This window comes from Kitasatospora sp. NPDC058048 (genome assembly GCF_042885555.1).
Taxonomy (GTDB): Bacteria; Actinomycetota; Actinomycetes; order Streptomycetales; family Streptomycetaceae; genus Kitasatospora; species Kitasatospora lactacystinica.
The window spans coordinates 80,430-93,649 of record NZ_JBHVRT010000007.1; the positions used below are offsets into that span (position 1 = coordinate 80,430).

General features: G+C 74.5%; 13 protein-coding genes. 7 read left to right on the top strand and 6 right to left on the bottom strand.

Translation table 11 applies throughout. The annotated features are described in order from the left end of the window. Nucleotides 1–11 precede the first annotated feature (11 nt). Nucleotides 12–818, top strand: a complete 807-nt coding sequence (locus tag ACFVVA_RS09785; protein WP_387687569.1) for a hypothetical protein — start codon at nt 12–14, stop codon at nt 816–818. Between the two features lie 11 nt (nt 819–829). Here ACFVVA_RS09785 and ACFVVA_RS09790 read toward each other — a convergent pair whose 3' ends face one another. Continuing rightward, nucleotides 830–2,416, bottom strand: coding sequence for a N,N-dimethylformamidase beta subunit family domain-containing protein (locus ACFVVA_RS09790; RefSeq protein ID WP_387687572.1), 1,587 nt, complete (start codon nt 2,414–2,416; stop codon nt 830–832). A gap of 506 nt (nt 2,417–2,922) precedes the next feature. Between ACFVVA_RS09790 and ACFVVA_RS09795 the strand changes: the two genes are divergently transcribed. Beyond that, nucleotides 2,923–4,824 (top strand): amino acid transporter, encoded by a 1,902-nt coding sequence (locus ACFVVA_RS09795; RefSeq protein WP_387687848.1) that lies wholly within the window; start codon nt 2,923–2,925, stop codon nt 4,822–4,824. 41 nt (nt 4,825–4,865) lie between these two features. Here ACFVVA_RS09795 and ACFVVA_RS09800 read toward each other — a convergent pair whose 3' ends face one another. From ACFVVA_RS09800 to ACFVVA_RS09810, 3 genes are all read right to left on the bottom strand, one after another. Continuing rightward, on the bottom strand, nt 4,866–5,135 hold the full coding sequence (locus ACFVVA_RS09800) for a GlsB/YeaQ/YmgE family stress response membrane protein (protein WP_359903939.1): 270 nt from the start codon (nt 5,133–5,135) through the stop codon (nt 4,866–4,868). 229 nt (nt 5,136–5,364) lie between these two features. Continuing rightward, the gene (locus tag ACFVVA_RS09805) at nt 5,365–6,165 is read right to left on the bottom strand and encodes a HEAT repeat domain-containing protein (RefSeq protein WP_387687574.1); all 801 of its coding nucleotides are present in this window, start codon (nt 6,163–6,165) and stop codon (nt 5,365–5,367) included. A gap of 263 nt (nt 6,166–6,428) precedes the next feature. Then, complete coding sequence (locus ACFVVA_RS09810; RefSeq protein ID WP_387687576.1) at nt 6,429–7,142, bottom strand: TetR/AcrR family transcriptional regulator; 714 nt, start codon at nt 7,140–7,142, stop codon at nt 6,429–6,431. Between the two features lie 121 nt (nt 7,143–7,263). On the opposite strand from ACFVVA_RS09810, the gene ACFVVA_RS09815 reads away from it, so the two are divergent. The 4 genes from ACFVVA_RS09815 (at nt 7,264) to ACFVVA_RS09830 (ending at nt 11,493) form a co-directional block, all read left to right on the top strand. Continuing rightward, complete coding sequence (locus tag ACFVVA_RS09815; protein WP_387687578.1) at nt 7,264–8,463, top strand: FAD-dependent monooxygenase; 1,200 nt, start codon at nt 7,264–7,266, stop codon at nt 8,461–8,463. A 261-nt stretch (nt 8,464–8,724) separates the two neighbouring features. Further along, nucleotides 8,725–9,810 (top strand): substrate-binding domain-containing protein, encoded by a 1,086-nt coding sequence (locus ACFVVA_RS09820; protein WP_387687580.1) that lies wholly within the window; start codon nt 8,725–8,727, stop codon nt 9,808–9,810. A 239-nt stretch (nt 9,811–10,049) separates the two neighbouring features. Continuing rightward, the gene (locus tag ACFVVA_RS09825) at nt 10,050–10,703 is read left to right on the top strand and encodes a CBS domain-containing protein (protein ID WP_387687582.1); all 654 of its coding nucleotides are present in this window, start codon (nt 10,050–10,052) and stop codon (nt 10,701–10,703) included. Nucleotides 10,704–10,842: 139 nt separating this feature from the next. Further along, a complete protein-coding gene (locus ACFVVA_RS09830; protein WP_387687584.1) occupies nt 10,843–11,493 on the top strand; it encodes a beta-glucanase in 651 nt (216 codons plus the stop codon). 87 nt (nt 11,494–11,580) lie between these two features. On the opposite strand, the gene ACFVVA_RS09835 is transcribed toward ACFVVA_RS09830, so the two are convergent. After that, nucleotides 11,581–12,111 (bottom strand): hypothetical protein, encoded by a 531-nt coding sequence (locus tag ACFVVA_RS09835; RefSeq protein ID WP_387687586.1) that lies wholly within the window; start codon nt 12,109–12,111, stop codon nt 11,581–11,583. Nucleotides 12,112–12,262: 151 nt separating this feature from the next. Here ACFVVA_RS09835 and ACFVVA_RS09840 point away from each other — a divergent pair, with 151 nt between their 5' ends. Further along, the gene (locus ACFVVA_RS09840; protein WP_387687588.1) at nt 12,263–12,616 is read left to right on the top strand and encodes an SHOCT domain-containing protein; all 354 of its coding nucleotides are present in this window, start codon (nt 12,263–12,265) and stop codon (nt 12,614–12,616) included. Nucleotides 12,617–12,769: 153 nt separating this feature from the next. Here ACFVVA_RS09840 and ACFVVA_RS09845 read toward each other — a convergent pair whose 3' ends face one another. Continuing rightward, nucleotides 12,770–13,180 (bottom strand): organic hydroperoxide resistance protein, encoded by a 411-nt coding sequence (locus ACFVVA_RS09845; RefSeq protein ID WP_355266881.1) that lies wholly within the window; start codon nt 13,178–13,180, stop codon nt 12,770–12,772. Between the last annotated feature and the right edge of the window lie 40 nt (nt 13,181–13,220).

Genomic DNA, 13,220 nt, shown 5'->3' on the forward strand with positions numbered 1-13,220 from the left:
CGGAGCCCTCCTTGACGATCCGTCGCAGCACCGTCCTGCCCGTCACCGCCCTGGTCCTCGCACTGGCCACGCTGACCGGCTGCGGCGCCGACAGCGCCGCTCCGCCGAAGGCCGCCCCCACGACCGGAGCGTCCACCGGCGCCACCGGCGCACCGGCCGACGCGACCGGAGCACCCGCCGACGCGACCGGAGCCTTCGACCCCGCGGTCGCGATCGCCCACCGCTCCCGGGAGCCGTACGCCGCGACGTTCGAGATGACCGTCGAGAGGGGCGAGGGCGGCGAGAAGGAGCTGACCACCGTCACCGCCCGGTCGAACCACAACACTCCGGCCGAGGGATCCCGTACGGAGGCGAAGATGGTCCGCGGGTCCTCCGTGCTGGCCTGGGAGGAGACGGTGATCATCGACCAGGCCGTCTACCGGCGGAACAAGGAGAGCGGTGAGACCCGGTGGACGACCGATCAGAAGCCCCCGGCGAGCGTCGGGGTCGGCGCATACGACGACGACGGCTACGCCAAGGTCCTGCTGGACGCCGGGCCCGCCGCCCGCAAGGGCATGGAGACCGAGGCGGGCGTGCCGGTGTTCCACCTGAGCGCCCGGCTCTCACCGGCCGAGCTGCGCCGCGCGGACCCGAGCTACGGGGTCGGGCGCCAGAACGAGGGCACGGACGCGGCCGACTGCCAGCTGTGGATCGACCGGCTCGGCCGGACCGTCCGCAGTGAACGGTCGACGGTGGTCGCCGGCAAGCCGGTCGTGACGAAGGAACGCGTCTCGGACTTCGGCCCCGCGGAGACTTTCACCCCGCCGGCCACCGGCTGAGCCGCCCCCAGCTACGCCGTGCCGTAGACGGCGGCGAGGTTGTCCTGGGCCGGGCGGGCCCGGCCGGCCGGGCCGGCGGCGAAGGCGCGCAGGACGTTCTCGGTGACCTGGCGGACCAGGTCCCCGGCGTGCGCGTCGATGCCGTGGTCGGCCCTGCCGCCGCCGGGGCCGCGGGCGTCCAGCGCCTCGACCCAGCGCATCGTCCCGGTGGCGAACACCCCGGCGCCGCCCGGCAGGGTGCAGTAGGCGGTGTCGGAGTGGGAGCGGCGGCCGTCGCAGACCACGGGGGAGTGGGCGATCACCTCGATCGGGCGGGGGGTGGGGAAGCCGGTGTCCACCCGGTCGTACTCGACCCCGACCAGGTGCGGGAACGAGGCCCCGGCCGCGACGCCCGTCCCCTCGAAGGCCCAGTGCCCGGGCGAGGTGACCACGTACGGGGCGTCCACCGGGTAGCCGTCGTAGATGACGCCGAGCATCGAACTCTCCGGGTCGGCGCCCGGGCCGGCCCGGAAGTCGGTGGTCGCCGGGCCGCCCGACAGGTGGCCCGGGTCCTGCGCCCAGGCGTCCTTGTAGCAGACCACCGTGCGGTCCGGCCCGAGGTCGGTCGGCTCGAACCTGACCCGGCGGAAGCAGCAGTTGGCGCCCAGGATCGCCAGGTTGGTCCCGGCGTCGCGGGCGGCGACCACGTTGGCCCGCTGCTCGGGGGACCAGTACTCGTCGTGGCCGAGCGACAGGACGGCGGCGGCCCCGGTCAGCAGGCCGGGCTCGCGGGCCACGTCGATGCCGGTGGTGTAGGCGAGCGGCAGGCCGAGCCGCTCGGCGAGGGCGACCAGGGGCGCCTCGTAGACCAGGAACAGCCCGGCGCCGTGGTCGTAGTCGTACGGACGGTCGAAGACGGCCTTCAGCGAGCGGGTGGCCAGGCCGCCGGTCGGACCGTTGTAGAGGCTGTAGCCGCCCCACTCGTTGTAGGCCTGCCAGGTCGCCGGGGCGCTCATGATCACGGTCCTGCCGGCGGTGCTCGCCGAGCGGACGGTGAGCGGGACGTAGCGCCGGCCGGAACCGTCCTCGGCGTCCAGGCGCAGCAGGTAGGCGCCCTCGGGCCAGCCGGCGGTGTCCACCGCGAGGGTGCGCTGCCAGCCGGTCAGCACGGTGCGGGTCACCGGGTCCACGTGCGGCGCGGCCTGCCGGCCGCCCGGGACGTGCTCGCGGCGCCAGACCAGCCGGGCGCGGGCGCCGTCGTACCAGCCCATCCGGTAGGCGGAGACGGTGAAGGCCGCGGCCGGGGTGGAGACGTGCAGGCCGAAGGGCTCGCCGGGCAGGACGCTGACCCGGTCGGCGAACCCCGCGATGGCGTCGTCCGGGCCGGGGTCGGTGATCTCCCAGTCGGGGTTGCCGGGGCGGGAGCGCTCGCTCGTCGTCCCGGTGTGCCCGTCGGCGGCCGGGCTGCCGGGGGCGCTCGGGGCGGAGGAGGCCGCCGTGGCCGCCGCGGCGGACGGCTGCGCGGCGGCGGCCGGGGCCGGGCGGGGGTGGCCGCAGGAGGTGACGGCGGCCGCCATCAGGCCCAGGCCCAGAATCCTGCGCCGGCTCGGCTCCGCCACCGCGACCTCCGTGTTTCCTCGTGCGTGCCCGTACCCGTGCCCGTGTCCGGGGCCGTGTCCCGGGCGCGTGGGCGCGTCGACCCGGTCGGTGGCGGCGCGCTGGGGGCGCCGGCCCGGTGTGTCGGTCGCGCGGACATCCTCGCGTGTTTCGTGAGCCCCGCGCAGGCCGCCGCGCCGGGCCGCGGCCGTCGCCGGGCTCCGTGGGGGCGCCACGGGGGAGCTTCAGGAGCGCCGCAGGGGCGCCGCAGGGCGTCGGCGAAGGCGGCCGGGGACGGCCCGCGACCGGGCAGGGCCGTACGGGCGCACCCGGGCGTGTCGACCGGCGCGGTGGCCCGGCCCCGGCGGGCCGGTCCCCTAGCCTGACCAGGCGCGCCGCCCGGCGGCCGCAGGGGATCCGGAGCCGTCCGCGCCCGGCCGAGTCGTGGACAGGGGTGCACGTGGTTTCGTCGGGGTCGGCCGAAGCGGGGGCGGGGCCGGTCTCCCGGCGCGAGCGGTTCCGGGCCTGGATGCTGGAGGGCCTGGCCGACATGGCCAAGCAGCACCCCGGTCCGCACGCCGAGGTCCCGCACGAGGAGGGCCGGCGCTGGTGGCGGGTCATGTGCCTGACCGGCCTGGACTACTTCTCCACGCTCGGCTACCAGCCCGGCATCGCCGCGCTCGCGGCCGGGCTGGTCTCGCCGCTGGCGACCATCGTGCTGGTGGCCGTCACCCTGCTGGGCGCGCTGCCGGTCTACCGGAGGGTGGCCCAGGAGAGCCCGCACGGCCAGGGTTCGATCGCGATGCTGGAACGGCTGCTGTCCTTCTGGCAGGGCAAGCTCTTCGTGCTCACCCTGCTGGGTTTCGCGGCCACCGACTTCATGATCACCATCACCCTGTCCGCCGCCGACGCCAGCGCGCACCTGGTGGAGAACCCGCACCTGCACAGCGCGCTGACCGGCAAGCAGATCATGCTGACCATGATCATGATCGCGCTGCTCGGCGCGGTCTTCCTCAAGGGCTTCAGCGAGGCGATCGGCCTGGCCGTGGTGCTGGTCGCGGTGTACCTCTCGCTCAACGTCGTGGTGGTGGCCAACGGGCTGTGGCACGTGTTCAGCGAGCCGCAGCTGTTCACCGAGTGGACGGACGCGCTGACCGTGGAGCACGGCAACGCGATCGCGATGATCGGAGTCGCGCTGATTGTCTTCCCGAAGCTGGCGCTCGGCCTGTCCGGCTTCGAGACCGGCGTCGCCGTGATGCCGCACATCGAGGGCGACCCGGACGACACCGAGGAGAAGCCCACCGGCCGGATCCGCGGCGCCCGCAAGCTGCTGACCACCGCCGCCGCGATCATGAGCGTCTTCCTGATCACCACCAGCTTCATCACCACGCTGCTCATCCCGCCGGACCAGTTCGAGCCCGGCGGCCAGGCCAACGGGCGGGCGCTCGCCTACCTCGCCCACGAGTACCTGGGCAGCACCTTCGGCAGCGTCTACGACCTCTCCACGATCGCCATCCTCTGGTTCGCCGGGGCCTCCGCGATGGCCGGGCTGCTCAACCTGATGCCGCGCTACCTGCCCCGCTACGGCATGGCCCCGCACTGGGCCCGCGCGGTGCGGCCGACCGTCGTCGTGCTCACCCTGATCGCCTTCCTGGTGACCTGGATCTTCGACGCCAACGTGGACGCCCAGGGCGGCGCCTATGCGACCGGCGTGCTGGTGCTGATCAGCTCCGCCGCCATCGCCGTCACCATCGCCGCCCACAAGGCCGGGCAGCGCCGCTGGCGGGCCGGCTTCGCGGTGATCGCCGCGGTGTTCCTCTACACCACGGCGGTGAACATCGCCGAGCGGCCGGACGGGGTCAAGATCGGCGCCTGCTTCATCGCGGGCATCATGCTGGTCTCGTTCCTCTCCCGGCTCAAGCGCGCCTTCGAACTGCGCGTCACCGACGTGGTGCTGGACGACGTCGCGGAGCGGTTCGTCCGGGACTACACCCACCGCCCGCTGCGGCTGATCGCCAACGAACCGAACAGCCGGGACCTCGCCGAGTACCGCGACAAGATCCACCAGATCCGGCGGGACAACGACATCCCGGCCGAGGACGACCTGGTCTTCGTCGAGGTCACCGTGCTCGACCCGTCCGACTTCGAGGCCGAACTGACCGTGCGCGGCGAGGTGCTGCACGACCGCTACCGGGTGCTCACCCTGGAGAGCTCCAGCGTGCCCAACGCCCTGGCGGCCCTGCTGCTCCGGGTGCGCGACCTCACCGGGCAACAGCCGCACATCTACTTCGAGTGGACCGAGGGCAACCCGTTCGCCCAGTTCCTGCGGTTCTTCCTGTTCGGACAGGGCGAGATCGCCCCGGTCACCCGCGAGGTGCTGCGCGAGGCCGAGCCGGACCGCTCACGCCGGCCGGCCGTCCACGTGGGCTGAGCGGGCCCGGCCGACGGCGGCCCGCACGGCGCGTCGGCCGGTCAGCGGTTCTGATGGGATCTGCTCCACGCGGGGGCGACGAAGGCCACCAGGGCGACGGCGAAGACGATCTGCAGGATGTGGCGGATCCAGTCGATCCCCGAGGTGTGGCGGACACCGATCCAGCCGGAGACGGCGTTGCCGAGCCAGGCCCCGGCGGCGCCGAGCAGCATGGTCAGCCACCAGGGGATCGACTGCGGTCCGCGCAGGATGAGTTTGGCGATCACGCCCAGCACGAAGCCGATGAGCAGGATCCACAGGAGCTGGAACATCGCAGTCCACCTTCCGGGCGCACCCGGGCCGACGGCCCGGTGCGCCGAATCGCCGATGACACGGTTCGTCCCATGATCACCCGGATCGGGCGAACGGGCACGTCGACCGGAGACCGCGCAGGTCGGCGGCGCGCCGACGGGCCGCACGGAGAGGAATGGGCGGGGCGCGGACGTGCCGGCACCCGTGAACGACCCGGCGCCGGCGTACGACCCGACGGCGGCCGGGACCTCAGAGGTCCCGGACCGCCGTGACGGCCTCGCGGACCCGCGGGTGCGGATCCTCCGCCAGGCCGTCCAGCAGTTCGGCGACGCCCGGGGTGGACCAGCGGCCGACGGCCCACACCAGGTCCCCGCGCACCTCCGGTGCCGGATGGGAGGCCAGCCGGGCGAGCAGGTCCACCGGGCCGCGCCGGCGCATTCCGAACCAGTGCAGCGCCGAGCGCAGTTCGGCCGGGTCGCCCGGTTCGCCGGCCGCCGCGATCCGCGCGAGCAGCACGGGCACGGGCGGGGGCGGGCCGTCCAGCGGGTGCGGGTGGCGCTCGCGCAGCCGGCGGCCGCCGTACTCGCCGTAGATCCGGCAGCCCTGACAGGTGCAGGGCCGGGTGCCGTGGGCGCCCGGCAGGTAGCGCCAGCCGGTGACCTGCGGCACGGCGCGGACCCGGTGCACCTCGCGGGCACCCACCGCTCGCGGCAGGAACACCTCCCAGCCCCGCGGGTCGGCCAGTGCGCCGATCCGTCGGACCGCCTCGGCCGCGCGCAGCGGCTGCTGGACGCCCCGGGCCCGGTCGCGGTAGTGGCCGGCCAGGACCTCCTGCTCGTCGTCCAGCCGGAGGTGCACCGCGACCAGCGCGCCCTTGGGGCCGAACCGGGCCAGCTCGCGCAGCCACTGGTGGGTCAGCGTGTACGAGGGCAGCACGGGGAAGCAGTACACCCCGCGCGCGCCGCCCTGGCCCCGGCTGTCGGCGCGGATCCCGGCGCGGCGGATGCGCGGCGCGTTCGCCGCGGCGGTCAGGTGCACGAACATCGCCATGGGGCGCGATCCTAGGGCGTGTCTGACCATTCCCGCCGGGTGCGCGGCGTCGGGGCACGCACCTCGCCGCGTTGTCGTCGGTCGCCAATGCTCCGCAGTGGCTCCCTCCTCCGCCTTGCGATGCACGCACCCCAACGCCGCGCCCTGATCCGACGCGAATGGTCAGACACGCCCTAGCGAGCGACCGTCGGCGCTCCGAGCGATTTTCCGGGTGCCACTGCCGGGCGGGGAGGCGGCCCGGCGGTCCGGGGAGGCCCCGCGGGTCAGGCGGTGTCCGCGCGGCGCTCGATCAGGGCGGCCAGTCCGTCCAGGATGCGCTCCAGGCCGAACTCCAGCGCCTGGTCGCGGCCGCCCGGGTCGGCCATGGCGGCGGCGACCGCGGGGAAGCGGTCGGCGTGCTCCTGGACCACGGCGCCGAGGGCGGCGAGGAGTTCGGCCTCGGGGGTGGCGGCCGGCCCGGCGGCGCGGGACTGCGCGGCGATCCCGCGCACGTGCCCGGTGAGCAGGACGGCGGCGTCCATCCGTTCGGGGCCGGTCAGCCCGTGGCCGTCGAGTACCGTCACCACCCTTTCCAGCCAGCCGAGTTCCTTCGGGCCGATGACCCGCGCGCCGACGGTGGCGTCCAGCAGCCACGGGTGGCGGGCGAAGGACTCGGCCAAGTGGTGGGCCCAGGCGGTGAGTTGATCCCGCCAGTCGGTGCCCTCCGAAATGTCCGGGGGTGCGTCGACGGCCGACTCGACCATCAGGGCGATCAGTTCGGCCTTGCCGGGGACGTAGCGGTAGAGCGACATCTTGGTGAAGTCGAGCAGCCCGGCCACCTTCTGCATGGAGACCGCGGCGAGCCCCTCGGCGTCGGCGACCTCGACCCCGGCCGCGGCGATCCGCTCCAGGCTCAGGGCCGGCTTCGGCCCCCGGGTGGGTCTGGCCGGCGGCCCCCAGAGCAGTCGCACCGTGTCGTTCGCCGCCTCGGCCATCATCCGCTCCGTCCTGGGCCGCGGCCTGGGGGGTTGTCCTTCCAGGCCAACTGTGTCTACCGTACACAGCAACGAACAGTGTCCGCGAGACACAGTTTTCTGATCCCCGGACGGAGTGGTTTCCATGAGCACCAAGGTCCTGATCTCGGGCGCGAGCATCGCCGGCCCCGCGCTGGCCCACTGGCTGGGCCGGTACGGCTTCGAGGTGACCGTGGTCGAGCTGGCCCCCGCACTGCGCGACGGCGGCCAGGACGTCGACTTCCGCGGCCGCACCCACCTGACCGTGCTGGAGCGGATGGGAGTCCTGGAGGAACTGCGCACGCTCGGCACCGGCGGCAGCCCGATGACCTTCGTGGGCCCCGACGGGCGCCGGCTGCTGCACCTGCCCGCCGAATTCGCCGGCGGCGACCTGGAGGTGCCGCGCGGGGAGCTCGCCCAACTGCTCCACCGGCACAGCAGCGCCCGCGCCGAGTACGTCTTCGGCGACTCGGTCACCGCACTGGAGGAGACCCCGAGCGGAGTCCGGGTCACCTTCCGGCACGCGGCACCACGCGAGTTCGACCTGGTGATCGGCGCCGACGGGCTGCACTCCACCGTCCGCCGGCTCGCCTTCGGCCCCGAGCGGCGCTACGTCCGCCACCTCGGGTACTACGCGGCCACCTGGCAGCTGCCCAACGACCTCGGGCTGCCGACGGGCGCGGTCGGCCTCAACGTCCCCGGTCGGCTGATGTCCGTCGGTGCCGCCCACCGCGACCCGGGCCGGGCCGGCGCGTTCTGCCTCTTCGCCTCGCCCGAGCTGCGCCACGACCGCCACGACCCGGCGCGGCAGAAGGCGCTGGTCCGGGCCGCCTTCACGGGCCTCGGCTGGCGGGTGCCGCAGCTGCTGGAGAGCCTGGACGCCGCCCCCGAGCTGTACTTCGACTCGATCAGCCGCGCCGACGTGCCCGCCTGGTCGACCGGCCGGATCGCCCTGATCGGCGACGCCGCCTGCGGGGCGACCATCGGCGGCATGGGCACCGGCACGGCGGTGGTGGCCGCGTACGTCCTGGCGGGCGAGCTGGCCCGGGCGCGCGGCGACCACCGGGCCGCGTTCGGGCGGTACGAGCAGCTGCTGCGCGGCTACGCGCAGGGCTGCCAGAAGGGCGGGGACCGGACCGGGCCGTTCCTCGCCCCGCGCACGGCCGCGGGCCTGCGGTTCCGCAACGCGCTGCTCAACCGGCGCTGGGCGCTGCAGCGGATGCTGGAGCTGGGAAAGCAGGTCAGCAGCGTCGAACTGCCGGACTACGAGCGCGACTCGCGGCGTCCGCGGCAGCTCGCCGGCTGACCGGGGACACCCGGTGCGGCGCCAGGGGGCCCCGGACGGTCCCGCGAGTCGATCGTGCGACGGCCGCGCCCCCCGGGTGGCCGGCGGACATCCGACGGACATCCGGCGGGCCACCGCTGGAAGAACGTTCCACGAGCGGCGGCCGCCCTCCCGCCGCCGACCAGGGGGTCTGCCCGCCCGCCCGGTTCGGCGGGGCTGTCGTGGAAGGCCCGGACCCCGGAGGATCCCGATACCGCCCCGCCGACCTTCCAGGGACCCCGCATGCCTCGCCTCGCCACCCGGGCCGGCGCCGCCGCCGCACTGGCCGCCGCGTTCGCCCTCGCCACGGCCGCCCCCGCCCCCGCCGACCCGCCGGCGCCCGTCAGCGCCGACCTGGTCGGCATGGGCGCCCCCGCCGCCGACGCGCTCCTCAACAAGCTCGCGGCCGACTACAACGCCTCGCTCTCGGCGGCCGGGGACACCATCTCGCCCCGGCTGTACAGCTGGGACGCCCGGGGATCCGGCACGATCACCTCCAAGGCGGGGGCCACCACCGTCTTCCGGCCGACCAACACCAAGCAGGCCCTGAGCACTCTGGTGGCCAACACCGGCGCCACGGTCGACTTCGTCCGGCTGAGCCGGCCGCCGCAGCAGACCGACCCGATCTCGGTCGACTTCATCCCGTTCGTGAAGGACGCGGTGACCTGGGCGGCCCCGGCGGGTGGCAACGCGCCGAACAACCTGACGAGCTTCCAGCTGCGGTCGATCTACGCCTGCGACATCACCAACTGGCGGCAGATCGACTCCCGGCTGCCGGACGCGACGATCAGGCCGGTGGTGCCCGGCTACTTCTCCTCGGACTCCACCTACCGCCGTTCGACCTACACCTCCGACGAGATGAGCGCCTTCGCGTCCGGCGCTGTGAACGGCGGCGATCCCGGTGCCTTCTACGCGGGCCCGTGCGTGACCTCCGGTGTCGCGGACGACCAGGGCGAGGACGCGGTCCTGCACGATCCGAACGCGATCGTCCCGTACTCGGTCGGCCGCTGGCTCGGCCAGGTGACCGGCGGGCACCGGAAGCCGGGCGACGACCCCGGGGTGCTGGTGCCGAAGAACCTGGACGGAGCGGCCCCGACGGACGGCGGCGAGATCAGCGAGTACCTCCTCCAGGGCTGGTACGGCCGGGTCCTCTACCTCGGGGTGCGGGACGGCGACTGGAGGGGCGTCGGCACGCAGGGCCGGGCGCTGCGGAACGTGTTCGGCCCGGAGGGCTGGTTCTGCACCTCCCCGGTCGCCGAGGCGGACGTCCGGAGCTACGGCTTCCTGCCGATGGTCCCCTTCGCCTGCGGGACGACCGTGCACGCGTGATCCCGTCGGGGGCGTGGTGCCGGGGGAGGTGCGGCCGGGGTGCGCTCCGGCGGACCCGGTGTCGGGAACGCGTTCGCGGGCCGGGGTGTCGGGAACGTGTTCGCGGGCCGGGGCCCAAGGTCCCACCCGTTCGGCCCCTTGGCCCCTGGCGATCGGCGCCGCCGCGAGCGATGCTGCCGGTACCGGCCGGGACGATCCGCGTCCGGTCGGAGCAGGATCGTTGGACGAGGTGAACCGGCGTGCGGCATGCCACCGTCGAATCCGTGATGACCAGCCCCGTCGTCCTGGTCTCCCCCGAGACCGGATTCCGGGAGATCGTGACGCTGCTGAGCGAGTACGACATCACCGGCGTGCCGGTGGTGGACCCGGAGGCGCGCCCGCTCGGCGTGGTCTCGGAGGCCGACCTGCTGCGGACCCTGGCCGCGCAGGAGGACCCGGCCAGCCTGCTGCCCGCGCCCGAGTCGGCGCAGGCCGGCCCGAACGGCGAGGTGACCGCGGCCGATCTGATGACGGCGCAACCGGTCTGCACCACACCGGACACCAGCGTCGTCGCGGCGGCGCGGCTGATGAGCCGGCACGGCCTGAAGCGGCTGCCGGTGCTGGACGAGGAGGGGCGGGTCATCGGCATGGTCAGCCGCGGCGACCTGCTGCGGGTGTTCCTGCGCGAGGACGTGGTGATCCGGCGCGAGATCGTCGAGGAGGTGCTCGGCCGGATCGACGGGGTCAGCCCGGCGCAGGTCGGGGTGGAGGTCAACCAGGGGCGGGTGGTGCTCAGCGGCACCGTGCCCGAGCAGCACCTGGTGCCGATCGTGCTCAACCTGTGCCGCTCGGTGGACGGGGTGGTCTCGGTGACCGACCGGCTCGGGGCCGAAGGGGCGGCGCCGGTCGGCTGACCGGCCGCGCCGTCCCCGATTCGCACGTTCGTCCCGACCCGAACGATCCGCCTCGCATACTGCGGAGGGTATCGGGTAACTCACCCTGTGTGCCCGTCAGTGCGGACTGCCGGGACGGCGGAGCTTCGGGGAGGCGGCCGTGGCAGTCGTGTTCGACGCGGACTTCACTTCGACCAGTCAGTGGATCGCCGGGCGCAGCAGCGCCTATCCCCGGATGGGGCCGACCAACCGGAGCGACCACAAACTCGACTACCTCAACCGCGACTACTGCCCCGACGGGGTGTTCGCGGCGGTCCGGCGGCACAGCGGCGGGCTGTGGAGCTGCAACCTGCTGACAACCGAGGGCAGTCCGGACGGCTTCCAGCTCCGTGCCGGGGACGTGCTGTCGGCCAGCGTGACACTGCCCGTCGAGCTCGGCGCCTGGCCGGCGATCTGGACCTGGCGGGACGGCGGCAACGAGGTGGACGTCTTCGAGTACCACCCGGACAACCCCGACCTGCTGGAGATCTCCAATCACGTTCGGGGCGGCTACCGGTACTGGCACGGCGCGGGCTCCGGGATCGGGCTGGGGGCGACCTTCGATCTGCGGGTGGTGCTCGGCGCGAACTCGGTGGACTGGTACGTGGAGGACGAGCTGGTCTACGCGGACCTGCACGGCGTCGGGTCCGGGTGGCACGCGTACCTGATCGTCAACATGTCGGTGGCGGACGGGACGTACCACGACCGGCCGCCCTACGGCGGGCCGGACCGGCTCAGCTGGGTCTGCCGCGGCCTCCGGGTCGAGCGCTGAGCGGGCGCGCGGGCTCACGGGTGCCCGAGGTGACGGCGGTCCGTGGGGCTCCTGCGGCTCGCGGGGTGCCTACGGCGCGTGGGGTGCCTACGGTTCGCGGGGAGCGAAGGCGGCGGTGATCGGGCCGCGCGCGGCGTACCCGCCGCGCGGGTCGAGCGGGGTGAGCAGGGTGTGCGGATCGCGTGGGCCGTACAGGCCGTTCGCGCCCGGTGGGCCGGGCCGGCCGGAACGCTGGAACCAGACCGCCCGGCGGTGCGGGCCGATGTGGGCGGGGTCGGTCACGTACAGGTCGTCGCGCGGGGCGCGCTCGTTGCCGGGGGCGAGCGCCGCGTCCACGGCGCGGTCGGCGATCGCGCGCAGCAGCGCGGCGGCGGTGGTCTCTGCGGCGGCCGGCGCGATGGCGAGGGCGGTGAGCTCGGCCCAGAGCGCGGTGGTGACGTAGCCGATCGGGGAGTGGCCGAGCGCCGGGACGGGGCGTGCGTCCGGGTGGCGCCGCAGCACCCCGGCGGCGACGAGCTGCTCGGGGGAGCGGTCGTCGTCCGGCGGTCGGAAGGCCGTGGGTGGCTGGTGAGCCGTGGGCCACTGGGGGTGGGACACGGGCGGCGGATGGTGGGTCACGAGCGGCACGCTACCCCGGTGGGCGCCGTGCCGGGCGCCGGACCGTTTTCTCAGGCTTCCCTCATGCCGCTTTCGCCGGTGGCGGGCGCACGATGGTGGTAGGCGCTGCTCACCTCGGCGGGCCCCGACGGGGCCGGAGGAGGAGGTCCTGATGAGGTACTGGCACGGACACGGCCACGTCGTGGGTGGCTGGGGCATGGGGCTGATGGCGTTCGGGACGCTGCTGCTCCTGGTGATCGTCGTGCTCCTGGCCGTGGCCCTGTTCCGCTATTTCTCGCGCTCGCGGCAGCCGATCCCGCCCGGTCGGGCGGCTCCGGGCACGGGCGGATCCGGGGCGGGAGGCCCGCAGGGCTGGGGCCAGGCGGGGCAGGGGAGCCAAGGGGGCGGGTGGACGCCACCGGAGCAGGTGCTCGCGGAGCGGTTCGCGCGGGGTGAGATCGACGCGGAGGAGTACCGGCACCGACTGGAGACGCTGCGTTCGGCGAACGGTCCGGGCGGCGATTGACCCCGGGTGCCGATCGGTCCGGTGGCGATCGACCCCGGGACGACACGGAGCGGGCCCGCCGCACTTCGGGTGCGGCGGGCCCGCTCCGTCGCCGGGGGCGGGGCCGTGGTCGGCCGGTCGGTGGGTCTCGGTGACCGGCCGATGGCCGGGTGCCTACTCGACGACCAGCTCGACCGGGATGTTGCCCCGGGTGGCGCGGGAGTACGGGCAGACCTCGTGCGCCTGCTTGACCAGCAGCTCGCCGGTCTCGCCCGCGAGGGACTCGGGCAGCTCGACGCGCAGCACGACGGCGAGGCCGAAGCCGGCCCCGTCCTTGCCGATGGACACCTCGGCGGTCACCGAGACCTCGCTGGTGTCCACCCGGGCCTGCCGGCCGACCAGGCCGAGGGCGCTGGCGAAGCAGGCGGCGTAGCCGGCGGCGAAGAGCTGCTCGGGGTTGGTGCCCTGGCCGCTGCCACCGAGCGCGGGCGGCATGGCGAGGGCGAGGTCCAGCTGGCCGTCGGAGCTGACGGCACGGCCCTCCCGGCCGTTGGCGGTGGCGGCTGCGGTGTAGAGCGCGTCCATGGTGGCGTCCCTTCAGGTCCTGGGTGTTCCTGCGGCCGGT